This window comes from Actinomycetota bacterium (assembly GCA_036280995.1).
In the GTDB taxonomy this organism is placed as follows: domain Bacteria; phylum Actinomycetota; class CALGFH01; order CALGFH01; family CALGFH01; genus CALGFH01.
Genome location: DASUPQ010000161.1, coordinates 13,702 through 38,173, shown reverse-complemented (window position 1 = coordinate 38,173; position 24,472 = coordinate 13,702). Strand labels below are relative to the sequence as shown.

The 24,472-nt window shown below is 74.5% G+C and carries 20 protein-coding genes and 1 pseudogene; 15 read left to right on the top strand and 6 right to left on the bottom strand.

The genetic code is table 11. From position 1 onward, the window contains the following. The coding region (locus tag VF468_05180; protein ID HEX5877706.1) for a glycerol dehydrogenase at positions 1-760 on the top strand (760 nt) is incomplete at its 5' end. A 43-nt stretch (positions 761-803) separates the two neighbouring features. Next, positions 804-1,871 carry an oxidoreductase gene (locus VF468_05175; protein ID HEX5877705.1) on the top strand — a complete coding sequence of 356 codons (1,068 nt, stop codon included), beginning with the start codon at positions 804-806 and terminating at the stop codon, positions 1,869-1,871. On the opposite strand, the gene VF468_05170 is transcribed toward VF468_05175, so the two are convergent. Then, the gene (locus tag VF468_05170; GenBank protein HEX5877704.1) at positions 1,868-2,680 is read right to left on the bottom strand and encodes a sugar phosphate isomerase/epimerase family protein; all 813 of its coding nucleotides are present in this window, start codon (positions 2,678-2,680) and stop codon (positions 1,868-1,870) included. The two genes, VF468_05175 and VF468_05170, sit on opposite strands and share 4 nt — an antisense overlap. Before the next feature lie 67 nt (positions 2,681-2,747). Here VF468_05170 and VF468_05165 point away from each other — a divergent pair, with 67 nt between their 5' ends. The 4 genes from VF468_05165 (at position 2,748) to VF468_05150 (ending at position 8,339) form a co-directional block, all read left to right on the top strand. Next, complete coding sequence (locus VF468_05165; protein ID HEX5877703.1) at positions 2,748-3,809, top strand: zinc-binding dehydrogenase; 1,062 nt, start codon at positions 2,748-2,750, stop codon at positions 3,807-3,809. 104 nt (positions 3,810-3,913) lie between these two features. Next, entirely contained in the window at positions 3,914-4,876 is a 963-nt protein-coding gene (locus tag VF468_05160) for a YihY/virulence factor BrkB family protein (protein ID HEX5877702.1), read from the top strand. A 38-nt stretch (positions 4,877-4,914) separates the two neighbouring features. Next, entirely contained in the window at positions 4,915-5,310 is a 396-nt protein-coding gene (locus VF468_05155; protein ID HEX5877701.1) for a DUF5818 domain-containing protein, read from the top strand. Positions 5,311-5,486: 176 nt separating this feature from the next. Beyond that, positions 5,487-8,339 carry an immune inhibitor A domain-containing protein gene (locus VF468_05150; protein HEX5877700.1) on the top strand — a complete coding sequence of 951 codons (2,853 nt, stop codon included), beginning with the start codon at positions 5,487-5,489 and terminating at the stop codon, positions 8,337-8,339. 110 nt (positions 8,340-8,449) lie between these two features. Here the strand turns inward: VF468_05150 and VF468_05145 are convergent, their stop codons facing one another. Continuing rightward, positions 8,450-10,024: an AMP-binding protein gene (locus VF468_05145; GenBank protein HEX5877699.1), complete on the bottom strand. Its 1,575-nt coding sequence runs from the start codon at positions 10,022-10,024 to the stop codon at positions 8,450-8,452. An 87-nt stretch (positions 10,025-10,111) separates the two neighbouring features. Between VF468_05145 and VF468_05140 the strand changes: the two genes are divergently transcribed. Next, positions 10,112-10,699 carry a helix-turn-helix domain-containing protein gene (locus VF468_05140; protein HEX5877698.1) on the top strand — a complete coding sequence of 196 codons (588 nt, stop codon included), beginning with the start codon at positions 10,112-10,114 and terminating at the stop codon, positions 10,697-10,699. Positions 10,700-10,823: 124 nt separating this feature from the next. Next, the gene (zwf, locus tag VF468_05135) at positions 10,824-12,206 is read left to right on the top strand and encodes a glucose-6-phosphate dehydrogenase (protein HEX5877697.1); all 1,383 of its coding nucleotides are present in this window, start codon (positions 10,824-10,826) and stop codon (positions 12,204-12,206) included. 1 nt (position 12,207) lies between these two features. Here the strand turns inward: zwf and VF468_05130 are convergent, their stop codons facing one another. From VF468_05130 to VF468_05120, 3 genes are read right to left on the bottom strand one after another with little or no spacing between them, the layout of a single operon-like run. Beyond that, complete coding sequence (locus VF468_05130) at positions 12,208-13,413, bottom strand: low temperature requirement protein A (GenBank protein ID HEX5877696.1); 1,206 nt, start codon at positions 13,411-13,413, stop codon at positions 12,208-12,210. Positions 13,414-13,437: 24 nt separating this feature from the next. Then, complete coding sequence (locus tag VF468_05125) at positions 13,438-14,097, bottom strand: class F sortase (GenBank protein ID HEX5877695.1); 660 nt, start codon at positions 14,095-14,097, stop codon at positions 13,438-13,440. A gap of 15 nt (positions 14,098-14,112) precedes the next feature. Continuing rightward, a complete protein-coding gene (locus VF468_05120; protein HEX5877694.1) occupies positions 14,113-15,399 on the bottom strand; it encodes a hypothetical protein in 1,287 nt (428 codons plus the stop codon). A 165-nt stretch (positions 15,400-15,564) separates the two neighbouring features. On the opposite strand from VF468_05120, the gene VF468_05115 reads away from it, so the two are divergent. The 7 genes and pseudogenes from VF468_05115 to VF468_05085 all read left to right on the top strand — a co-directional run bounded on the left by VF468_05115 (position 15,565) and on the right by VF468_05085 (position 21,207). Next, positions 15,565-15,990: a heavy metal-responsive transcriptional regulator gene (locus VF468_05115; GenBank protein HEX5877693.1), complete on the top strand. Its 426-nt coding sequence runs from the start codon at positions 15,565-15,567 to the stop codon at positions 15,988-15,990. A gap of 31 nt (positions 15,991-16,021) precedes the next feature. Beyond that, on the top strand, positions 16,022-16,885 hold the full coding sequence (locus VF468_05110) for an NAD(P)-dependent oxidoreductase (GenBank protein ID HEX5877692.1): 864 nt from the start codon (positions 16,022-16,024) through the stop codon (positions 16,883-16,885). 72 nt (positions 16,886-16,957) lie between these two features. After that, positions 16,958-17,143, top strand: a pseudogene (locus VF468_05105) (hypothetical protein). A 15-nt stretch (positions 17,144-17,158) separates the two neighbouring features. After that, entirely contained in the window at positions 17,159-18,268 is a 1,110-nt protein-coding gene (locus VF468_05100) for a sulfite oxidase (protein HEX5877691.1), read from the top strand. Next, the gene (locus VF468_05095) at positions 18,265-19,434 is read left to right on the top strand and encodes an aminotransferase class V-fold PLP-dependent enzyme (GenBank protein HEX5877690.1); all 1,170 of its coding nucleotides are present in this window, start codon (positions 18,265-18,267) and stop codon (positions 19,432-19,434) included. The genes VF468_05100 and VF468_05095 overlap by 4 nt, the downstream gene beginning before the upstream one ends. Next, positions 19,431-20,330, top strand: coding sequence for a DMT family transporter (locus VF468_05090; GenBank protein ID HEX5877689.1), 900 nt, complete (start codon positions 19,431-19,433; stop codon positions 20,328-20,330). The genes VF468_05095 and VF468_05090 overlap by 4 nt, the downstream gene beginning before the upstream one ends. Before the next feature lie 10 nt (positions 20,331-20,340). Further along, positions 20,341-21,207, top strand: a complete 867-nt coding sequence (locus tag VF468_05085; protein HEX5877688.1) for an MBL fold metallo-hydrolase — start codon at positions 20,341-20,343, stop codon at positions 21,205-21,207. A 7-nt stretch (positions 21,208-21,214) separates the two neighbouring features. Here VF468_05085 and VF468_05080 read toward each other — a convergent pair whose 3' ends face one another. Then, positions 21,215-24,346, bottom strand: coding sequence for a hypothetical protein (locus VF468_05080; GenBank protein ID HEX5877687.1), 3,132 nt, complete (start codon positions 24,344-24,346; stop codon positions 21,215-21,217). Positions 24,347-24,472: the final 126 nt, after the last annotated feature.

The following is a 24,472-nucleotide window of genomic DNA, read 5'->3' as shown; positions in this document are numbered from 1 at the left end:
CGTCTACACCGACGAGGGCGTGTTCGAGGAGTACGTGTTCTTCCCCCACAACCCCGACCTGGTGCTGGTCGACACCGAGATGTGCGCCAACGCCCCCTACCGGTTCCTGGTCTCGGGCATGGGCGACGCCCTGGCCACCTGGGTCGAGGCCCGGGCCACCGCCGAGGCCCGCAAGTCGACCATGGCCGGCGGGCTGCCGACCATGGCCGGGCTGGCCCTGGCCCGGCTGTGCTGGGACACCCTGATCGACTACGGCTTCTCGGCCCGCCAGGCCGCCCAGCAGCACGTCGTCACCCCTGCCCTGGAGAAGGTGGTGGAGGCCAACACCCTGCTGTCGGGGCTGGGGTTCGAGAGCGGCGGCCTGGCCGCCGCCCACGCCATCCACAACGGCCTGACCGCGCTGCCCCAGCTCCACCACTTCATGCACGGCGAGAAGGTCAACTTCGGCACCCTGACCCAGTTCGCCCTTGAGGACCGGCCGACCCGAGAGTTCAACGAGTTCGTGTCGTTCTGCATGAGCGTCGGCCTGCCCACCACCTTCGCCGACCTCGACCTGGGCACGGTCAGCAGGGAGGAGCTGGAGACGGTGGCCAAGGCGGCCACCGCCCCCGGCGAGACCATCCACAACATGCCGTTCGCGGTCACGCCCGGGATGGTGGTCGACGCCATGGTCGCCGCCGACGCCTATTCGCGCGCCTACCAGCAGGAGTCGGGCCAGCAGCCGGCGGCTTGGAGTCGGCCTTCGGCCGACGGCCATTAGCCTTCGACCGGCTCCGCCGGTCGACTGGTGCGATCATGCCCCGATGGGAGCGGAAGCCATCGGGGTCGGGCTGGCCGGGTACGGGCTGGGCGGGTCGGTGTTCCATGCGCCGCTGGTCCAGGCCGCGCCCGGCCTGCGCCTGCACGCGGTCGCCACCAGCCGCGCCGGTCAGGCCGGCCGGGACCTTCCCGGGGTGCGGGTGGTGGCCTCGGCCGAGGAGCTGCTGGAGGACCCGGCGGTCGAGCTGGTGGTGGTGGCGGCGCCCAACGCCGTCCACCACCGGCTGGCCGCGGCCGCCCTGCGGGCCGGGCGGCACGTGGTCGTGGACAAGCCGTTCACCCTGTCCACGGCCGAGGCCGACGAGCTGATCGCCCTCGCCGAGGCGGCCGACCGGCGGCTCAGCGTGTTCCACAACCGGCGCTGGGACGGCGACTTCCTCACCGTGCGGCGCTGCCTCGGGGCCGGCCTCCTCGGGGAGGTGTCCAGCTTCGTCTCCCGCTACGACCGCTTCCGCCCCGTTCCCAAGGGCGGCTGGAAGGAGGAGGCCGTCCCCGGGTCGGGCGTCCTCTGGGACCTGGGACCGCACCTGATCGACCAGGCGCTGCAGCTCTTCGGCATGCCGGCGACGGTCTGGGCCGACCTGGCCGTCCAGCGTCCCGGGGTCGAGGCGGTCGACTACGTCCACCTGGTGCTCGGCTACGGGCGGCTGCGGGTCCTGCTCCACGCCGCCATGGAGGTGCGCCACCCCGGGCCGCGCTTCGAGGTCCACGGCGACCGGGGGTCGTTCGTCACCTGGGGCATGGACACCCAGGAGGCGGCCCTGCGGGCCGGCGCCCGCCCCGGCGACCCGGGCTGGGGGACCGAGCCCCCCGACCGCCACGGCACCCTCACCACCGAGGTCGCCGGCCTCGGGCTCCACGCCCGGGTGACGGCCGTGCCCGGCGACTACGGGGCCTTCTACGCCGCCATGGCCGCCGCCGTCGCCGGCGAGGGCCCGGTCCCGGTCGCGCCCTCGGAGGCCCGGGCCACCGTCGCCGTCACCGAGCACGCCCTCCGCAGCAGCCGCGAGGGCCGGGTGGTCGAGGTCGCCGCGGCGGCCCCCGCGAGCTAGCCGGACAGGAACCCGGCCAGGAACCGGGTGGAGGCGGGCAGGGCCTCCTCGGGGGCGCCGCGGAGGCGGCACTCGAAGGTGAGCCAGTCGTCGTAGCCGACGTCGCGGAGGGCGGCGAACACGCTGCCGAAGTCCATGTGGCCGGTGCCGGGCTGGAGCCGGTTGGTGTCGTCGACGTGGACGTGGGCGATGCGCGGGCCGGCGGCCCGGATGGCCGCGGCCAGGTCGTCCTCCTCGATGTTCATGTGGAACAGGTCGGCGCAGACCCGCACCGAGTCCTGCCCGGTCGCGCGCTCGACCTCCTCGCCGAGCTCGACCGCCTGGTCGAGGCGGTTGATCATGTAGTCCTCGTAGCGGTTGATCGGCTCCACGGCCAGCCACACCCCCTCGGCGGCGGCGTGCTCGGCCAGCTCGACCAGCGCCTCCAGCAGCACCTTGTGGTCCTCGTCGGGCTGCCGGGGCGGGGTGAAGGGCGGCAGGCGCAGGCTGAACATGCCCCAGCTGGCCGGGGTCAGCACCCCGGCCCCGCCCAGCTCGGCGATGACGCTGAGCTGGGAGCGCAGCTGCTCGACGGCGTCGCGGCGCCGGTCGGCGTCGAAGTCGCCGATGAAGTGGTCGGTCTCCGGGCAGACGGTGGCCATCACCACCCCGGCCCGGGCGGCGGCCCGCAGCTCGGGCAGCCGGGAGGCGAAATGGCCGTCGCCCCTGGCCCGCAGCTCGATGCCCTCGAAGCCCGCCTCGGCGGCGAACGCCCACTTCTCCTCCAGGCCGGCGCCCGGCAGCAGTTGCTCCTGGCAGGACAGCTTCATGCTCAATGACTCCCCTCAAGACGTAGGCTGAGCAAGCATAGTTCCTCGACAAGGAGCCACCACTTCGATGCCCCGCACTCTCGTGCTCGACGGCCCCCGCACGCTGCGCCTCTCCGACCAGCCGACCCGCGACCTGCGCCCGGGCGAGATCCGGCTGCGGGCCCTGCTCAGCGGCATCAGCCACGGGACCGAGCTCAGCCTGTACCGCGGCACCTCCGCCTTCACCGACAAGGTCTTCGACCGGGGCCTGCGGGCCTTCGTGGAGCCGCCGGCCGGCAGCGCCGCCGCCTACCCGGTGACGCTCGGCTACGAGATGGTGGGGGAGGTCACCGAGCTCGCCCCCGACGTCACCGAGGTCGCGGTCGGGGATCTGGTCCACACCGGCACCCCCCACCAGGAGGAGACGGTGCTGGACGTGGCCGCGTCCCTGCGGGCCACCTACCCGCTGGTGCGGCTGCCGAGCGCCGAGCGCCCCGAGCGGGCCCTGTTCATCAGCCTGGCCGCGGTCGCCCTGCAGGCCGTCCACGACGCCGAGATGAAGCTCGGGGACGCGGTCAGCGTCCACGGGCTCGGCGCCATCGGCCTGCTGACCGTGCAGATGTGCCGGCTCGAGGGGATCCAGAACGTGTTCGCGCTCGACCCCGACCCGGTCCGCCGCAAGCTGGCTCTCGGGCTTGGGGCCAGCCACGTGCTCGACCCGGGCGACGGCAAGGCCGCCGGGCTCCAGATCCGCGAGCTGAACATGGGGCAGGGCGTCGACGTGGCCATCGAGGTCTCCGGCAGCGACCGGGGCCTGCAGGGCGCCCTGCAGGCGGCCGGGCTGGGGGCGACGGTGGTGGCGGCCGGGTTCTACCAGGGCGGCGCCGGCAACGTGCGCCTTGGTGAGGAGTTCCACCACAACCGGCTGACGCTGCTCGCCTCCATCGGCGCCTGGGGGGCGCCGGACCGGCACGCCCCTCTGTGGAACCGGCGCCGGGTGATGGACACCGCCACCCGGCTGCTCTACACCGACCGGGTCTCGGTGGACGGCCTGCTCGCCCGCCGGTTCCCGTTCGCGCAGGCCCCGGACGCCTACCGCTGGATCGACGAGCATCCCCTGGACGCGGTCAAGGTCGCCCTCACCTATTAGCCCGACCGGCTCTGCCGGGCGGGGTCCATGGATCGTCGGCCAAGGCCGACTCCTGGGCGGGTCTGCCACAATATCGGGGCAGATGGTTGATCGATCATGTGGGGGTGGAGGCGGTGGTTGCCCCGACGGATCGCATCAAGGCGTGGGCGGCGCGCCGCCCCGAGCGGGTCCTGGGCTACAACCCCTGGCAGCTCGCGGCCCACGTGGGCCACACCGCCCTGCGCCACCGGGTCACCGGCCCGGCGGCCGAGATGTCCTTCTTCGCCATGCTGACCCTGGTCCCGCTGACCGTGGCCGTCGGCGCCGCCCTCGGCCAGATCCAGCGGTTCGTCGGCCCGGAGAAGATCGCCAGGGGCCAGGACGCCGCCATCTCCGTGGTCCGCGTCGTCATCAGCCCCGAGCTGACCGACGGCATCGTCGACCCCTTCGTCCGGGCCCAGCTCGACCAGCGCAAGGGGGGCGCGGCCATCGGCGGCCTCCTGCTCACCTGGTGGCTGGCCGGCCGCCTGTTCGCCGCCACCAGCCGCGCCCTCGACGCCGCCTACCACGACCGGCACCAGCGGCTGTCGCTCCAGCAGCGGGTCATCGCCCTCGGGTTCGCCTTCGGGTCGGTCGTGGTCGTGGTCCTGACCCTGGGCCTCATGGTCGACGCGCCGTTCCTGGACGAGCACCGCGACGTGGCCGAGCAGTTCGGGATCAGCCAGGCCCTGATCACCGCCTGGTACATCGGCCGCTGGCCGGTGGCCCTGGCCGTCCTGGTCGCGTTCCTGCTGTGCCTGTACCGGTTCGCCCCCACCGTCCGGCACGCCTGGCGTCACCTGCTCCCGGGCGCCGTCCTCGGCGTGGTCCTGTGGATCCTGGCCGCCGGGGTCTTCCGGCTGTATCTCGCCTTCGGCAGCGGCGCCCCGACCGGGGTGGTCGTCAACGACGCCAAGGTGGTCATCATCGGCCAGGCCGTCGGGGCCGTGGTCGCGACCGTCCTGTGGACCTACTTCTCCAGCGTGGCCATCCTGGCCGGCAACGAGCTGAACGCCGAGCTGGCCCGGCTGCGCGGCCTCGACGCCTAGGCGGGGAACCGTTGCCGCCCGGCGGGCGTCCAACCGGCATGCGAACCCCGTCGCCCCGCCGACCGCTGCCGCTCCTGGCCGCGCTCCTGCTCGCCGGGTGCGCCGGGCCGGCCGGCGACCCCGCCACCCCGGAGCCCCCCGTTCCCGCGACCGCGTCCACGGCCGCCCCCGTCGCCCCGGCCACCCAGCCCGACGCCGACCAGCGCCCCGCGGTGCGGGTGATCGCCAGCGGCCGGGTCGAGGCCGGGGGCGGGCCGGGCTGCCTGCTCCTGGCCACCGACCAGGGCCGTACCTGGCTGCTGGTCGGGGGCGACCGGGCGGTGCTGGCCGCCGGGGCCCGCGTCCGGGTCGTGGGGGAGCCCGCGCCCGCCCGCACCGCCGGCTGCCAGCAGGGCGAGCCCCTGCGGGTGCGGGACGCCACCCCCGCCGGCTGAGCCCCGGCCCACCGCGGTACTAGGCCGAGTGTCGTAGGTTCAGTTGCGCAGACTGCAGTAGGGCCCGATCTGTGGCACATGCCAACATTTGCCGCAATTCGCGGGGTCATTGGCGGGTGGGAACCGCAACTCCTTCATGTCGGTCAAGGGCCGTTCCTCAGAGGGGAGAAACGACCGTGCCTCGTAGCACTCCGTACTCGCTCAGGCGGCCGCTGGTCGCGCTGCTGGTGCTCGCCCTGCTGGTGGCCATGGCCGCCATCAGCCAGCCGTCGCCGGCCAGCGCCGGCGACCCGGCGTCGGGGCGGGCCCGCCTGGCGCCGTCGCCGGGCAGCTGGTCCAACCCGGTGGCGCCGCGGATGGACCGCATCGGGAACCAGCAGGAACGGCTCGGCAGGCTGAGCACGTCGGCCAGCCGCTCCAGGCTCACCCCCAGCGCCAAGGTCGTCGCCCAGTCCGAGGCCTTCGACCGCAAGCACTCGACCGGCAACCCGGCGGCGGCCGAGGTGCTCGGCCGGCTCGAGGCCAGGTCGGCCAAGAGCGGCAAGAGCCCGCGGGCCTTCAAGAAGGCCCCCACCACCCAGACGGCCCGGCTGCTCACGGTCCTGGTCGAGTTCAACCCCGACGCCGACGACGACTTCTCCGGCTTCGAGCGCCCGGCCTTCGTGGGCGCCGAGGAGTGCGTCACCGAGCCGGCCGGCACCCTGCTGGGCGGACCGCTCCACAACAACATGCCCGACCCGGCGACGGTCGGCCGTGGCACCGACAACAACACCTTCTGGGTGCCGGACTTCAGCCCCAGCCACTACAACAAGCTGATCTACACCAAGACCGGCCTCACCCGGCGGGTCCGGCCCGACCTGACCGGCCCCGACGGCAAGCCCGGCGTCGACCTGCGCGGCTACACCGTCAAGAACCACTACCAGGAGATGTCCAAGGGCGCCTACGACATCACCGGCGAGGTCGCCGGCTGGGTCCAGGTGCCGCACTCCGAGGCCTGGTACGGCGCCACCGTCTGCGGCCAGCCGATGCAGGACAACAGCGGCCACCCGGACAACCCCCGGCAGGTCAGCCAGCTGATCGTGGACGCGGTCGACGCCCTGGCGGCCAGCGACCCCGACTTCCCCTGGGCCCGCTACGACATCGAGGACCAGGGCGACGCCGACGGCGACGGCAACCTGTTCGAGGCCGACGGGGTCGTCGACCACTTCGTGATCATCCACGCCGGCGCCGACAAGGCCGACGGCGGCGGCGCCGAGGGCCCCTACTCGATCTGGTCGCACGCCGGCAACGTCGACCCGTCGACCGGCGGTTACGCCGTCCCAGGCACCGAGGTGCGCGTCAACAACTACATCATGCAGGCCGAGGACGCCGGCGTCGGGGTCATCTCCCACGAGTACGGCCACGACCTGGGGCTGCCCGACCTGTACGACACCAGCGGCGCGGCCGACTCCGACGTCGACTTCTGGGACCTGATGGCGTCCGGGTCGCACACGGGCCCGCTGTTCCAGACCATCCCGACCCACATGGGCCTGTGGGACAAGTACGTGCTCGGCTGGGTCGACCCCGAGACCTTCGGCGTCGGCTCCTCGAGCCGCGACGTCAAGGTCGGCCAGACCTCGCGGACCCCCAGGGGGACCGAGGACGGCGTCCGGGTGAACCTGCCCGAGAAGTCGGTCACCCTTGGCACGCCGCACAGCGGCGACAACATGTGGTACTCGAACAACGACCAGTCGTGGGCCGACGTGAAGCTGTCGCGCACCCTCGACGTGCCCGCCGGCGCCGACGTGCGCTTCTGGACCTGGAACAACTACACCATCGAGGAGCTGTGGGACTACGGCTTCATCGAGGTGTCGACCGACGGCGGGGCCACCTGGACCCAGCTCGAGGTCCGCGACGAGGCCGGCAACGTGGTCTCGACCAACGAGGACCCCAACGGGCGGCTGCGTGACTACGGCGGCCTCCAGAACGGCCTCACCGGGACCACCGGCGGCGAGTGGCGCCACGACTGGGTCAACCTGACCCCGTACGCCGGCACCACCATCGGCCTGCGGCTGCGCTACGCCACCGACGCCGCCTTCGAGGAGCCGGGCTGGTTCGCCGACGACTTCGAGGTCACCGCCGACGGCACCTCGGTCTGGACCGACGACGTCGAGAGCGGCGCCGACGGCTGGACCTCGGAGCAGGGCACCTTCACCGACACCGAGGGCGCCGGCTGGATCATCACCAGCGGCACCTTCATCTACCAGCACTACTACCTGGCCGAGTGGCGCAACTACGACGGCTTCGACAAGGGCCTGCGCTACGCCTACGACACCACCTACTCCAACGGCGAGTTCGGGGACGAGTGGCGGGTCACCCGCACCCCCTACAACGCCCCCGGCATGCTGGTCTGGTACCGCGACGGCCAGTACACCGTGAACCACGTGACCACCCCGATCTTCGCGCCGCCCAGCACCGGCTCCAAGGGGCAGCTGCTGATCGTGGACAGCCACTTCGACCCGCTGCGGCGCTTCGGCGAGGCGGCCGAGCACGACACGACCACGCTGAAGAACCTGCCGTCGCGGGCCCAGTCGTCGAACGCGGCCTTCGCCAAGCGGCCGACGCGCCAGTTCCGCGAGTGCATCGAGGACCCGGTGGGCTCGTACACGACCTACTGCAACGTCCACGCCCCGCAGGCCGGCGTGCCCCACTTCACCGACGCCAAGGGCTGGTACCCGGGGCTGGAGCTGCGCGGCGAGGACCTGTTCTTCCGCGACGCCGACGCCTCGGTGGTGGTCCCCTCCAAGGACCACCGGCGCTACACCACCCGGATCGTCGACGCCGACGGGAACCCGCTCACCGAGCTGTACGGGGAGGACCTGGGTGACGGGATCATCCTGGGCACGGGCAACCCGGCCGACGGCAACCCGCTCGACACCCCGGTCGAGGACCTCTCGCTCGGCGTCGAGTTCACGGTCCGCCGGGTGGCCGGCAGCAACCGCTGGGTGGTGATCCGGGTCAACGCCGCCGACGCGGAGAACGCCCCCTAGAACAGCGGTCGAGCATCCGGCGCCGCATGCAACGCCCAGCCGTTCGTGCGGCGCCGGAGCTTGCGCGCCGCCCCCCGGCGGGCCTCGGTGCTCCCTGGGTCCTGCCCCGGTCAGACGGTCTGGCGGTCCTGGTCGTGCAGGGCCCGGCGGAGCAGCTTGCCCGAGGGGGTCCGGGGGATGGCGTCGGCGAAGCGGACGGCGTGGAGCCGCTTGTAGGGCGCCACCCGCTCGGCCACCCAGGCCAGCAGCTCGTCGGGGTCGGGGTCGGTCCCGGGCCGGGGCACGACCACCGCGACCGGGACCTCGCCCCGGGCGGGGTCGTCGCGGCGCAGGACGGCGGCGTCGGCCACGGCCGGGTGGGTGGCGAGCAGCGCCTCCAGCTCGGCCGGGGCGACCTGGTGGCCGCTCACCTTGATCAGCTCCTTGAGCCGGTCGACGATCACCACGTTGCCGTCGCCGTCGACCAGGCCGAGGTCGCCGGTGCGCAGCCAGCCGTCCGGGTCGACCATGGCCGCGGTCGCCTCGGGCCGGCCCAGGTAGCCGGCCATCACCTGGGGCCCGCGGGCCAGCAGCTCACCCGGCTCCCCGGGGCCGAGGTCGCGGCCGCTGTCCGGGTCGACCACCCGCAGCTCGGTGCCGGGCACGATCCGGCCGACCGTGCCCGGGACGCTGCCGCCGTCCCGGTCGGGCATGCTCAGGCCGACGGTCGTCTCGGTCAGGCCCCAGGCCTGGCCGACGATCGCCCCCGGCAGCCGGGTCGCCAGCGCCCGCTGGGCGGCGGCGGCCAGCGGCGCCCCGCCGCAGACCAGCAGCTCCAGCGCGCCCAGGTCGGCGGCGGCGGCCCGCGGGTGCTGCAGCAGGACCTGGAACATGGGTGGCGCCCCGATCAGGACGGTCACCCGGCGGCGCTCCAGCAGCTCCAGGAACTGCCCGGGGTCGAAGCGGGGCATGGTGACCACGGTCGCGCCGGCGCACAGGGGCACGGCCAGGGTGACCAGGAACCCCATGATGTGCGAGAACGGCGGCACGGCGAGCAGGACGTCGCGCTCGGTGACCCGCAGCCCGGCCTCGACCTGGCGGATCGAGGTGACCAGGTTGGCGTGGGTCAGCAGCACCCCCTTGGGCAGCCCGGTGGTGCCGCTCGAGTAGGGGAGCAGGCCGACGGCCAGCGAAGGGTCGAGGTCCGGGGGACCCGGGACCGGCGCGGCGGCGCCGGCGGCCAGGAGGTCGAGGATCGGGGTGGCGCCGTCGGCCTCGCCGAGCACGACCAGCTCGCGCACGCCGGCGGCGGCCGCGGCCGCCCGGGCCGCCGGGACCTGCGACGGGACCGTCACCAGGACCGAGGCCCCGGCGTCGGCCAGCTGGGCGGTCAGCTCGCGCTCGGTGGCGGCCGGGCTGACGCCGGTCACGGTCCCGCCGGCGGCCATGGCGCCCAGCGCCACCCCGGCCCACTGGGGCAGGTTGGGCGCCCACAGGGCCAGCACGTCCCCGGGCCGGAACCCCCGGGCGGCCAGCCCGGCCGCCACCCCCTGGACCCGCTCGGCCAGCAGCCGGTAGCTGACGGTCATGCCGGTCGGGCCGTCGATCAGGGCCGGCCGGTCACCGGACCGGGCCGCGGCCTCCAGGACCATCCGGTTCAGGGTCGTCCCTCCGACCTCGACCGGCGCGTACGGGCTCGTCCACATCGTCCTGACCTCCCCGAGTCATGAGTTTGACACGTGTAAAGTAGGCCCCTATTTGACACGTGTCAATACCTGGGGCAGGCTGGTGGCATGGCCGGGACCCGAGGCGACACCCGCGCCCGCATCCTCGACACCGCCTGGGGCCTGGTCCAGGAGCGGGGGATCGGCGCGGTCACGGTGGCCGACATCGCCGCCGCCACCGGCGTCTCCCGCCAGCTCCTCTACGTCCACTTCGAGAACCGGGCCGGGCTGCTGGTGGCCATGGCCCGCCGCCACGACGTCCGCAGCGGGTTCGCGGGGCGGGCCGCCGGGGCCAGGTCGCTGCCGCCGGTGGCGGCGCTGGAGCGGCTGCTGCGGCTCTGGTTCGCCTACGTCCCCGAGATCCTGCCCGTGGCCCGGGCGCTGGAGGCGGCCGCCACCAACGGCGACGAGGGCGGGGTGGCCTGGCGCGACCGCATGGGCGACCTGCGGGAGATGTTCGCGGCCGCCGTGGAGCGGGTCGACCAGGACGGCCGCCTGGCCGAGGGCTGGACGGTCCCGTCGGCCACCGACTGGGTCTGGGCCCGGGCCCAGCCCGCGACCTTCCAGCACCTGGTCGTCGACCGCGCCTGGCCGGCCGACGACTACACCGAGCGGGCCGTGCGCTCGATCCTGGCCGAGGTCCTCACCCCGGCCTGACCGCCGCGGCGCTCACGGACCCGCCCCCGGCCGCATCCCGCTCGGCCGGGGTCGCGCGACCCGTGGCCCCGGTCGTCATACGATCATGATCGTCCCCGGACATCACGACCCAAGGAGCGGTCCGATCGACAGCCAGCGTTCCGACGCGCTCGTGTTCTTCGGCGCCACCGGCGACCTCGCCTACAAGGAGGTCTTCCCCGCCCTCTACGGGCTGGTCCAGCGCAACCGCCTCGACGTGCCGATCATCGGCGTGGCCAGGTCAGGCTGGGACCTGGACGACCTGCGCCGGCGGGCCCGCGACAGCGTGGAGCACGACCTCGGCAAGGGCAAGGTCGACGAGGAGGCGTTCGCCCGGCTGATCGGGCTGCTGGACTACATCGACGGCGACTACGCCGACACCCGGACCTTCCAGCGGCTCGGCAAGGCCCTGGGCGACGCCCGGCGGCCGCTGCACTACCTCGCCATCCCGCCGAGCATGTTCGCCACCGTGACCGAGGGGCTGGCCGCCGCCGGCGCGCTCGACGAGGCCCGGGTGATCGTGGAGAAGCCGTTCGGCCGCGACCTGGCCTCGGCCCTCGAGCTCAACCAGATCCTGCACCGCCACCTGCCCGAGGACCGCATCTTCCGCATGGACCACTTCCTGGGCAAGGAGCCGATCCAGAACATCCTCTACCTGCGCTTCGCCAACGCGCTGCTGGAGCCGATCTGGAACGCCCGCTACATCCGCCAGATGCAGATCACCATGGCCGAGGACTTCGGCGTGAAGGGCCGGGGCGCCTTCTACGAGGAGGCGGGCGCGATCCGCGACGTCCTCCAGAACCACCTCCTCCAGGTGCTCGCCCTGCTGGCCATGGACGCCCCCGCCGTCCACACCCCCGACGCCACCCGCCAGGAGCGCTCCCGGCTGATCCGGGCCATCCGCCCGCTCGACCGCTCCAGCGTCGTCCGCGGCCAGTTCCGCGGCTACCGCGACGAGCCGGGAGTGGCCCCCGACTCGGCCGTCGAGACCTACGTGGCCGCCCGCCTGGCCATCGACACCTGGCGCTGGGCCGGGGTGCCCTTCTACATCCGCGCCGGCAAGCACCTGCCGGTGACCGACACCGAGGTCCTGGTCGAGTTCCGGCGCCCGCCCCTGGAGCTGTTCGGAGAGCTGATCCCGGCCCGCTCCAACCACCTGCGCCTCCACCTCGGCCCCGACGTCCGCATCGAGCTCGGCCTGCGGGTCAAGGTCCCGGGCGACCACCTGATCGGCGAGGACGTGGAGCTGGTCGCCGCCCACCACCCCGCCCTCGGCCGGCCACCCTACGAGCGCCTGCTGGGCGACGCCATGGAGGGCGACACCGAGCTGTTCGCCCGCGAGGACGCCGTGGAGGCCGAGTGGCAGGTGGTCGACCCGGTGCTGGGCCACGACGCCACCCCGCTGTACGAGTACGAGCCGGGCACCTGGGGCCCCGTGGAGGCCGACCAGCTGATCGCCGGCGACGGCACCTGGGCGGTCCCCAGCTGAGCTAGGACGCCCCGGTCGTGGCCGCCCGGCGCTGCAGGGCGACCAGGGAGATCCCGATCATGGCCGCCACCAGCAGGCCGGTGACCAGGATGGGCTCCGGGCCGAGGGTCGAGACCAGGGCCAGCACGGCGGTGGTGGGCACGAGCGAGGTGTGCCAGTGGTGCAGCTGGAGGGGGCGGATCTGGAGCGCCCAGACGGCCACCAGGAACAGGGCCACCGGGACGGTGAAGGCGGCGGCCGCCGCCCGGGGGCCGATGGCCGCGTGGTGGGTCAGGTAGTCGACGTTGACGGCCAGGCCGGCCCCGACGGCCGCGGCCGAGGCGAAGATCAGGTAGTGGCCGTACCCCCAGACGATCCCGGCCCGCAGCGAGGTCAGGAACCAGTGGGACTCCTTGGCGAAGTACAGCCACCACATGCCGAACACGGTCAGCAGCCCGCCGACCGCCGTCGTCGCCAGGTCGGCCAGGACGGCGTCCTCCTCCAGCGCCGCCTGGATGGCCAGGGTGGAGGCGAGCACGCACTCGCCCAGCACGATCAGGGTGAACAGGCCGTAGCGCTCGGCGATGTGGCGGGGGTGCCAGGTGGTGGGAGCGGCCCGCTCGGCCCAGATGGGGATGGCCAGCTCGGCCGCGGCCAGCACCAGGAAGCTGGCGTAGCCCGGTCCCTCGGGCAGGAACAGGCGCAGCACCCAGCCGACCTGCACGGCCACGATGCCGGCGGCGAAGCGCAGCGCGCTGCGCCGGTGCGGCGGGTCGGCGGCGGCCGCCCGCAGCCACTGGGTGACCATGGCCAGGCGCATGACCACGTAGCCGATCGTGATGGCGGTGAAGTCGGCGCCGTCCATGGCGTCGGGCACCCCGGCGGCCAGGATCAGGGCCCCGGCGATCTGGACCAGGGTGGTGAGCCGGTAGGCGACGTCGTCGGTGTCGTAGGCCGAGGCGAACCAGGTGAAGTTCATCCACGCCCACCAGATGGCGAAGAACACCGAGATGTAGCCGACCACGCCGTCGCGGACGTGGTCCTCGGCCACCTCGTGGTGGAGCGCGGACGCGGCCGAGGCCACGGCGACCACGAAGCACAGGTCGAAGAACAGCTCCAGCACCGTCGCCGAGCGGTGCTCCTCGTCGGTCGCCCGCGCCACCATCGGCCGGTACCACGCACCGGCCGCCGCCGGGGGTCCGCTCCCCTCCACCTCGTCGGCTCGCATCGGCCGATGATACGGCCTGGTCGCTCAGCCGCTGAGGCTGGCGAACGCGATCACGTTGTCGCGGTAGTGGCCGGCGGCCGGGTCGAAGGCGCCGCCGCAGGTGACCAGCCGCAGCTTCGGGCTCAGCGTCGGGTAGTAGACGTCCTCGGTGGGGAAGCGCCGCTTCGGGTACTGCTCGACCCGCTCGACCACGAACCGGACCCGCGAGCCGTCGGCCCGGACGACCACCACCGGGTCGCCGGCCCGCAGCTCGCGCAACCGGTAGAACACCGCCGGCCCCCGCTTGGAGTCGACGTGGCCGAGGATGACCGCCGAGCCGGGGTCGCCCGGCCGGGTGCCGCCCTCGCCCGCGTACCAGCCGGCGTCCTCCCACTGGCGGGGCCCGGTCGGCACCTCGACGGCCCCGCCGCCGTCCTGGCCGAGCTGCTGCAGCGCCGTGTCGACGCCGATCCTGGCGATCTCCAGCCGCACCGGGACCGGCGTGGGCCGGTAGCCGCGGACCGAGCGGAAGTCGCGGACGGCCGCCGCCCCTTCCTGGGGCGGGGACTGGGCTTCGGTCGACACCGTGCTGCTGACCCCGGCGTAGCGGGCCCGCGGCCCGGTGCAGCCGGCCAGCGCCACACCCAGGGCGAGCAGGACCACGGCACCCACCGCGGCTCCCGGCCAGGCCCTGCCCCTGGTCATCTCCTGGCGCTCACCTCACGGGTGGACATGGGCGGTCCCGCCGCCGCCGGTCGTGGAGCCGCCGGCCGGCATGCCGGCCGCCATCACCTTCTCGATGGCGTCGACCAGGACGTTGGCCACCCCGACCATCTGCTGGTAGCCGTTGTCCTGGACCTGCTGGGCCCGAGCGTAGTCCTTGGCCGCGTAGGCGTCGACCTGGTTGATCAGGTGCTCGTCGTGGGCGGTGATGGCGTCGGTGAGCGGGTCGGTGGCCAGCGGGTTGCGGACCACGTCGCTGAAGTAGAGGGCCAGCCGCTCGGCGAACCCGTCAAGGTTCTCCCTGGCCACCGTCTTGGCGGCCTCGTCCTTGCCGGCGACCGCGGCCGTGTAGGCCATCAGCCCCTCGACGTGGTTGGCCCAGGCGGTCTGGAACTCGGCCGCCTTCTCCGGGCCGACGATCCCGCTCATCGCCTTGGCCAGGGTGGCGGTGTTGGCGTTGACCTGGCCGGCCGCGGCCTCGAACTCGGGCGACCCGGCGAAGGTGGCCCGCTGGGCGTCCACGATCAGCTCCATGTGCTCGCCCAGCAGCATGGCGAAGGCCGACCGCAGGTTCTCCGGGGCCTTGGCCAGATCGGCCGCCTCCTTGGCGGTCAGGCCGGCGCTGGCCAGCGTCGTCCCGGCGCCGTAGGTGCTCTGGTAGGCCTGGCGCTCCAGCTTGTAGGCCTGCTCGTAGTCCCGGTCGGCGTAGGCGTCGACCTGCTCCATCAGCTGCTCGACCCGCGCCTGGGCGTTCTTGGTGGCCTGGCCGGCCTCGACCCGGCCGCCGCTGGCCTCGGCCAGCCACGCGCCCCACTCGTCGCAGTGGTCGAGCAGGGCCGACCGCGCCTCCTGGACGGCGGCGTCGTTCCCGGTGGCCGCGCCCTCGGCGTAGGCGGCCAGCTCGTCGGTGTAGCCCTTCCAGAGCTGCTCGAACCTGGTGGCGTCGGCGGCGTCGTAGGTCACCCCGACCGACTGGGCCAGGGCGCCGGCGTTGGCGGCCAGCGAGGCCTCGACCACCTTCTGCAGCCCGGGGGCCATGGCCACCTCGCTGCGGCCCAGGCGCACGGCCAGCAGGGCGTGCTGCCCGAGCAGCTGCTCGAAGCGGGCCCGCACCTCCCGCGGGGACGCGTCGGCGGCCAGCGCGGCCGGTGCGGTGGCGTGATGGGTGGTCGTGGCCGTCGCCGCCGCCGACGGGCGGGCGCCGTCCCCCCCGTTCGAGGTGCAGCCGGCCGCGGCCACCAGCGCCACGGCGGCCAGCGCGGTCAAACCAGCTCGAACTCGCACGTTGCCCCTCCCTGAAACCCGGCTTGTCAAGCTGCAGAGGCCAGTATGGGAACCTCGGCGAGCTTCGTCATCGTATGTATTGACGAGCAATTACGTACGTTTCGCCTACGAGGGCGCCTCGGTAGGGTTGACCTTGGAGCGCGCTCCAAGGTTTATCCTTGGGCCATGGCCCTCACCGTCTCCGCCCTCGCCACCCAGGCCGGCCTCAGCGCCGACACCGTCCGCTACTACGAGCGGGTCGGGCTGCTGCCGCCCCCGGCCCGCTCGGCGGCCGGCTACCGGCTCTACGACCAGGACGCCCTCGGCCGGCTGCGCCTCATCAAGGGCGCCCAGCGGGCCGGGCTGCGGCTGCGCGAGATCGGCGAGCTGCTCCAGGTCGCCGACCGGGGCCAGTGCCCGTGCGGGCACACCGAGACCATGCTCCGGGGGCGGCTGGCCGAGGTCCGGGCCGAGCTGGAGCGCCTCCGGTCCCTGGAGGCCGAGCTCACCAGCCTGCTGGAGCGCCAGCCCGACTCGCCCTGCCCCGAGATCAGCAGCGCCGCCGCCCGCTGGTGGTGCGCCGGCGACGTCATCCCCTTCGGCAGCCGATAGCCTTGGTGCCTCCGAGCAGAGGGGAGCCGCCATGGCCAGGATCGCCGTCACCGGGGGAAGCGGGAAGGCCGGGCGCGCCGTCGTCCGCGACCTGCTCGAGCACGGGCACCAGGTGCTCAACCTCGACCGGGTCCCCTCGGCCGAGTCGAGCGACGCCGACTCGCCGGCGCCGTTCCTGCCCGCCGACCTGACCGACTTCGGCCAGACCCTCGAAGCGCTCAGCGGCGGGGAGGTGCTGCCAGGCATCCAGGCGGTCGTCCACCTGGCCGCCATCCCCTCGCCGGTGCACGCCACCCCCGACGTCGTGTTCCGGAACAACGTCACCAGCACCCACACCGTGTTCGCGGCCGCGGCCCGCCTTGGCCTGGAGCGGGTGGTCTGGGCGTCCAGCGAGACGACCCTCGGCCGCCCCTTCGACCGCCCGCCCGACTACGCGCCGATCGACGAGGCCCACGAGCTGCGCCCCGAGACCTCCTACGCCCTGTCCAAGGTCGTGGGCGAGGAGATGGCCCGCCAGTTCTCCCGCTGGACCGGCATCCCGATCCTCGGCCTGCGCTTCTCCAACATCATGACCCGCGCCGACTACCAGCGGTTCCCGTCGTTCTGGGACGACCCGCGGCTGCGCAGCTGGAACCTGTGGGGCTACGTCGACGAGTCGCACGTGGCCCAGGCCGTGCGCCGCGCCCTGGAGGCCGAGGTGGCCGGGGCCGAGGCGTTCATCATCGCCGCCGCCGACACCGTCATGCGCCGTCCCAGCCGCGAGCTGATGGCCGAGGTGTTTCCCGGGGTACCCGTCAAGGACGACCTGGCCGAGCACGGCACCCTCCTCGGCATCGACAAGGCGAGGCGGCTGCTGGGCTACGACCCCGAGTTCACCTGGAGATCGCTGCTCTGATGGACCACTTCACCCCGCCCGACACGGCGGTCCGGGCCCGGGTGGAGGCGGGGGGGAGGGGACGGCTGCGGCAAGATGCTGCAGAATCTGGGGTGGGCGACCGGCTACTACAACCTGGTGGCCGTGCCGGTCGCCGCCGGCGCCCTGGCCTGGGCCGGCATCACCCTGGCCCCGGCCGTCGGCGCCATCCTGATGAGCCTGTCCACCATCGTCGTCGCCCTCAACGCCCAGCTCCTCCGCGGTCTCGACCTCCAGTAGAAGGAGAGGATCACCATGACCGACCTGGCGGCCAGCGAAGGTCGCACGAGCGGCATCACCCTCGAGGAGCTGGCCCTGGCGGCACGCAACCACGGCATGCCGCTGGAGGCGCTGCGCTACGACATCACCCCGGTCGGCCTCCACTACCTGCTGATCCACTTCGACATCCCGGCGGCCGACGAGCGGACCTGGCGGCTGGAGATCGGCGGGCGGGTGGCCACGCCGATCAGCCTCTCCATGGAGGAGCTCCGGCGGCGTCCGGCGGTGACGGCGCCGGTGACCCTGGAGTGCGCCGGCAACGGCCGGGCCCGCCTCGACCCGCGGCCGGTCAGCCAGCCCTGGCTGGAGGAGGCGGTGGGGACGGCCGAGTGGACCGGCACGCCGCTGGCCCCCCTGCTGGAGGAGGCCGGGGTCGGCTCCGACGCCGTCGAGGTCGCGTTCGCCGGCGCCGACCGGGGCGTCCAGGGCGGGCTCGAGCACGACTACGAGCGCAGCCTGCCCCTGGCCGAGGCCATGCGCCCCGAGATCCTGCTCGCCTGGGCGGTCAACGGCCGGCCCCTGCCACCCCAGCACGGCCACCCGCTGCGGCTGGTCGTGCCCGGCTGGTACGGCATGACCTCGGTCAAATGGCTCCGCCGGATCAGCGTGCTCGGCGAGCCGTTCGAGGGCTACCAGCAGACCGGCACCTACCTGATCCACGCCTCCGAGGACGACCCGGGCACGCCCGTGACCCGCATCCAGCCGCGCTCGCTGCTGCTGCCGCCCGGCATCCCCGAGTTCGAGTCCCGCCGGCGCTTCCTCGCCCCCGGCCGCCACCTGCTGACCGGCCGGGCCTGGTCGGGCCTGGCCCCGGTGGCCGCCGTCGAGGTCAGCAGCGACGGCGGCCGCACCTGGCGGCCGGCCGAGCTGGACGGCCAGCCGTCCCCCTGGGCCTGGGCCGGGTGGCGCTTCGCCTGGGAGGCGGCCCCCGGGTCGTACGAGCTGTGCTCGCGGGCCACCGACGCCGCCGGCAACACCCAGCCCCTCGAGGCCCCCTGGAACACCGGCGGCTACGTCAACAACGCCGTCCAGCGGGTCCAGGTCACCGTCCGCGACCCCGCCGACGCCGCGGCCGGACCGGCTTGACCGGCGAAGGGCCCCGGCTGGACGCCGCCGGGGACTTCGGCGGGTTCGAAGGGCGGGCCTGGCTGAACTGCGCCCACCAGGGGCCGTTGCCCCGGGTCGCGGTGGCGGCGGCCGAGCGGGCGCTGGCCGACAAGGCGGCGCCGCACCGGATCCGCGACGAGGCCTTCGACGCGGTCCCACGGCGGCTCAAGGACGCCCTTGGGCGGCTCGCCGGGGTGCCGGCCGACCAGGTGACCCTGGGCAACAGCACCAGCTACGGACTGCACCTGCTCGTCCAGGGCGTCCCCTGGCGCGAGGGCGACGAGGTCCTGCTGGTCGACGGGGACTTCCCGGCCACCATCGTGCCCTGGCTGCCCCTGGCCGACCGCGGGGTGCGGGTCCGGCTGCTCAAGCCCGAGGGCGGGAGGCTGGAGGCCGGGCAGCTCGAGGCGGAGCTGACCCCGGCGACCCGGCTGTTCTGCACCAGCTGGGTGTTCTCCTTCACCGGGCACACGGTCGACCTGGCCACGGTGGGTGGGGTGTGCCGCCGGGCCGGGGTGACCTTCGTCGTCAACGGCTCCCAGGCCGTCGGGGCCGTCCCCCTGGACCTGGCCGCCCTGCCCGTGGACGCGCTGGTCAGCTGCGGGTTCAAGTGGCTCTGCGGCCCGTACGGGACCGGCTTCTGCTGGCTGGCTCCCGACCTGCTGGCCTCGCTCACCTACCGGCCGGCCTACTGGCTGGCCCACCAGGGCCAGGACGACCTCGGCCAGGACAGCGGCTACCGGCTCCGCGAGGACGTCGGCGCCGCCGGCTGGGACGTGTTCGGCACGGCCAACTTCCTCACCTTCCAGCCCTGGACGGCCTCGGTCGAGTACCTCCTCGGCCTCGGCATCGACCGGGTCGCCGCCTGGGACCAGCACCTGGTCGACCGGTTCGTCGGGGGTCTCGACCCGGACCGCTACGAGCTGGTCAGCCCCAGGCGGGGGCCGGCCCGCTCGGCCCTGGTCGTCTTCGGCGACCACCGCCCCGAGCGCAACCCGCCACTGCACCAGGCGCTGACCGCCGCCGGGGTCGACGCGGCCTTCCGGCGGGGGCGGCTGCGGGTCTCCCCGCACCTCTACAACACCGAGGCCGACATCGACCGCGCCCTCGAGGTCCTCGACGGCGCCCCCGGGGGGCGGCCGTGAGCCGGCGGCTGCTGGAGACCGGGCGGGGCAGCCGCCCCGGGTCCTTCGGCGCCGCCGAGTGGGCCCTGCTGGTCAGCGTGGCCCTCATCTGGGGGTCGTCGTTCCTGTTCATCGACATCGGGCTGGAGACGTTGGAGCCGGGGGTGATCGCCGTCGCCCGGGTCGCCCTCGGCGTGGCGGCACTCGCCCTGGTCCCGGCGGCCCGCCGCCCGATCGGCCGCGACGACCGCCTGCGGGTGGCCTTCCTCGGGATCATCTGGTCCGGCCTGCCGCTGATCCTGTTCCCGGTGGCCCAGCAGTGGATCGACTCGTCGGTGGCCGGGATGCTCAACGGGGCCGTGCCGCTGGCCGGGGCCGCCTGGGCGGTGGTGCTGCTGCGCCGGCCCCTGCCCCGCGTCCACGCCCTCGGGCTCCTCGTCGGGTTCGCCGGCGTGCTGGCCATCTCCTGGCCCCAGCTGGCCGGCTCGCGGGCCACCATGCTCGGGGCCAGCCTGGTCGTGCTGGCCGTCCTCTGCTACGGCCTGGCCGTCAACCTGGCCGTGCCCCTGCAGCAGCGCCACGGCGCCCTGCCGGTGCTGCTCCGGGCCCAGCTCGCCGCCCTGGTCCTGCTGCTGCCGTTCGGGCTGTGGGGGCTTCGCGGCTCCTCGTTCGCCTGGCCGTCGGTGCTGGCCATGCTGCCCCTGGGGATCCTCGGCACCGGGCTCGCCTTCGTCCTGATGACGACCCTGGTCGGCCGCGTCGGCGGCCCCCGAGGGGCCGTCGCCACCTACTTCATCCCGGTCGTGGCCATCGTCCTCGGCGTGCTCGTGCTCGACGAGCAGGTGGCCCCCTCGGCCGTCGCCGGCACCGCCCTGGTGGTCACCGGCGCCTGGCTGACCTCCCGCCCCGAGCGCTGAAGGAGGCCCCATGGCCGCCCGGACGCTGACCGTCGGCACCGTCCAGGTCACCGCCCACTGCGACGTCACCGGCGACTTCCCGGCCCCCCTGGCCGAGGCCTTCCCCCAGGTCCCGGCGGCCGCCTGGGCGCCCTGGCGGTCGCGCCATCCCGGGGCGTTCGGCGGCCCCGACCGATGGCGGCTGCGCGACTGGTGCTTCGTGGTCCGCTCCCGCGACCTGGTCGTCCTGGTCGACACCGGCGTCGGCGGCCCGGGCGTGCCCGGGGCCGGCTGGATCGGCACGCCGGGACGGCTGCCCGCCGAGCTGGCCGACGCCGGGGTCGAGCCGGACGAGATCGACCTGGTCGTCCTCACCCACCTGCACCTGGACCACGTCGGCTGGAACCTGGCCTGGGACGGCGACCGGCCCCGGCCGTGGTTCCCGCGGGCCCGCTACCTGGTCCAGCGGGCCGACTGGGACCTGTTCGCGGCCCGGCCCGCCGAGACCAGGGTCGCCTTCGACCGCTGCGTGGCCCCGCTCCAGGCGCTCGGGGTGGCCGAGCTGCTGGACGGCGACCGGGCCCTTGACGCCCAGCTCCGCCTCGTCCACACCCCCGGGCACACGCCCGGCTCGCAGAGCCTGCTCGTCCGCTCCGGCGACGACGCGGTCCTGCTCTGGGGCGACGTCGCCAACCACCCGGCGCAGGTCGGCGAGCCCGACTGGTGCCCGGCCGCCGACGTCGACCCCGACCTGGCCCGGTCGACCCGCCGCCGCCTCCTGGACCAGCTCGAGTCCGAGCGCATGTGGCTCGCCCCGGCCCACTTCCCCGAGCCGTTCGGCACCGTCACCCGGGTCGACGGCGCCCGCCGCTGGGCCGGCCGCGCCGCCACCGGCTGAGGCGCCCTCACCGCCGCCGTCGGCGCCGTCGCCAGCGGCTGAGCTGCGCCGGCGGCTCGGGCGGCTCGGCCTCGCCGGCCTCCGTCTTGTCGAGGGCGGCCGTGCCGATGAAGTGGCCAAGGGCCCGGTAGGCGTCGAACTGCTCGTGGTCGAAGAACTGGTCGCCGGTGCTCTGGCGCGGGAAGGCGGCCTCCTTGAGGGCGTAGGTGAGCAGCTCGTAGGGCATCTTGGGGGTGAGCACGGCCTTGGCCACGATCAGCGTGCCCTTGCAGGACGGCTCGCCGCCGTCGACCGAGAACGGCTCCGGGTACTCGATCACGCCACAAACCACCGCCTCCCGGGACAGGCGGGCGTTCAGCCGCTCCAGCACCCCCGACGGCTGCAGCGGGTCGGCGCTGCCCGGGACCAGGCCGCCGGGGTCGGGCAGGGTGATGCGCACGCCCAGCTCCTCGTAGGCGAGGGTGATCGCCTCGGCCAGGGTGGTGGCGAACGGCGGCGCGTCGCCGCTGGCGTCGATGCAGTAGACGGTCCGGCAGCGGTGGCGCAGCAGCTCGACCAGGCCGAGGTTCTCCCAGTGGCCGCCGTCGGTGCAGAGCAGCATCCGGCCCTCGGCCGGGTAGGCGCCGATGATCTCGCGCAGCTGGTAGGGCAGCCGGCGGGCGTTGGGCAGGCGCGGGGTCCGCCAGTCGGTGCTCGTGCGTCCCAGGGCGGCCAGGAACGCCGGGTTGGGCAGCCAGGTGCCGAGCCGGACGTTGGACAGGGCCAGCAGCCGCTGCACGGCGGCCGCGTGGCGGCCCATGGCGGACGCGATCGCCGCCCCGGACACGGCCATGGACGCCTGGACGGTCACGTCCCGCTGGAGGGCGGGCTTGCAGTTGTCCTCCAGGAAGCTGGTCCGCACCCAGCCGACGTCCGGCCCGCCGACGTAGTCCCCCGACAGCGTGAACGAGACCGCCCGGCGGCCCGGCGGGGTCCGCGACTGGCCCGACAGGGCGGCCGCGGCCACGAAGATGACCTGGGGGAAGCCGGGGGCACGCTGGCCGTACCGGCTGAGGGTGGTCGGCTCCTCGAAGCTGTAGGCGAGGGCGCCGACGCCGCCGTCGGGCATGGTGGCCCGGCGGACGGCGAACGCCGAGGCCAGCCGGCGCCGGTAGAAGGGGTGCAGCCCGAGCCAGGTCTGGTCGATCAGGAAGCCCGCCCCGACGAGCACGCCGAGCAGGACCGGGCCCAGCCAGGGCGGCCAGCGGTGGGCGGCCGCGGTCGTCCAGGCGGCCACGAACACGAACACGAACGCCAGCACGGCGTGCGCCGCCCAGACGATCAGGGTCTGCCCGAACCCGGTCGCGACCTGCCGCTCGACCACCTCGCCCTGGCCGCGGCCGCCCAGCAGCCCGCGCAGCCCCAGCTTGGCCCCGCTGGCCCGCACCCTCTCGGTGCGGCGCCAGGTCGTGCTGGCCAGGGCGCCGAGCCAGGTCAGCAGGGTGGTGACGATCGCGGTGAAGGAGGCGGCCGGCACCGGGTTCTCGATCCCGATCGCCCAGGTGAGCCCCGTCATCGCCCAGACGACCACCGGCACGACGACGGCGTAGACGGCGACCACCGCGGTGATGCCGACGGCGACCCGGAAGACGTTGCGGGCGGCCCGGACCACGATCAACCACCGGTTGCCGGCCAGCAGCCTGACCATGAACACCACCCAGGCGGCGGCGGCCACGGCCGCCCCGGCGGCCAGCGCCCACCAGACGGCCGGGGTCGGCGCCGGGAAGCCGGCGTGCTCCGGCCCGCTCGCCGGGTCGAACCGGGGGAGGAACCGGGTGACGTCGACGACCGGGGCCGCCCGGTAGAAGGCGTTGAGCCCGACCCCGAGCACGACCACGCAGAGGGTCAGCAGGCTGAGCGAGGCGGCCACCCCGCGCAGGACCACGCCGAGGGCCGTCGCCCACTCGCGGAAGCCGTCGGCCAGGTACTTGCCGTGGCGCCGCAGGTGGTCCTCCTCGGCCGACCCCGGCGTGAACACGTCCTCCGGCCGGGCCAGCGACTCCGCCCCGGGGTTGGCCCCGGTCAGGGCCAGCTGGAAGGCGCCGGTCATGTAGCCGCCGCCCGACACCGACACCAGGTAGCGGGCCCGGGGGAGGACCTTGGCCTGGAGCGCCTGGAGCGCCCCCAGGGTGACCGAGGCCGAGCGGATCCCGCCGCCCGAGGCGCAGATGCCGACCTCGGCCGGGGGCCGACCAGGCGGGACCCGGCCGGCGTTGCGCCAGCGCGACGGCAGCGGGTCGGCCAGGACGGGCCGGGGAGGGCCGCCGCCCGCGGCCTTGCCGGCCTCCTCGGCCGCCTGCTTGAGGTAGAGGTCCCGCTGGACGTCGGGACCCGAGTGCCCGACCGTCGCCGACAGGGTGGCCGTCGAGGCGTCGGCCACCGCCGGCGGCAGGATGATGTCGGGACGCCGCTCCGGCTCGGGGTCGCGCTGGCCCGCCCGGACGATCTTGGGCTCGCCCCGGCCGGGCGGGCGGTCGTCCATGCGGCGCACCGTCGTCGGCCCGAGGACCCGGCGGGCGAGCAGGACGCTGCCCACGACCACGAAGGCGGGCAGCAGCGGGCCGCCGACGGCGAACTTCAGCACCGCCAGGGAGGAGGCCAGGGCGAAGGGGTCGTCGCCGCCCTGGCCCTGGCCGAGCGTGCCCAGTCCCCGCAGCAGGGCCAGGTTCTCGCACGCGTCGGCCGCCCCGGCGAGGGCGACGCCGCCCAGGCACCAGCGGCTGACCCGCCTGGCGCCCGACCCGTACAGGAACAGGGCGCCGAGCCCGAACACCCCTGCCCCGGCCAGGACGTAGCCGGCCACCAGGTACCAGTCGGCCTCCACCGCCGACCGGTACGGCGCCACCGCGGCGTCGGGCACCGGGCAGCCGGCCGCGCCGGGCTGGACGACCGCGCAGGCGGCGTCCCGCCCCCCGGCGAGCTGGAGCGCGACCTGCCGCACGCCCTCCTGGTCGCGCAGCTCCCGGTACCCCTGGGCGAGCAGGGGCGCGCCCGCCACCACGGCCAGGACGGCCAGGACCGTCAGCGCCGCCCGGACCCGGTGCCGGCGCCGCCTGGCCTCCTCGGCCTCGCCGTCATCACGAGCTGGATGAACCGTCACGATCTCCCTGCACCTCACAGACCCGCGCGTATCGGGCGAGGCTCGCAGGTTCCCGCCGAGCAAGTCAACCGTCCGCGGGACCGGGAGGCCGGCGGCGGCCGGCCCACCCGGGTTGACACCGCCGGC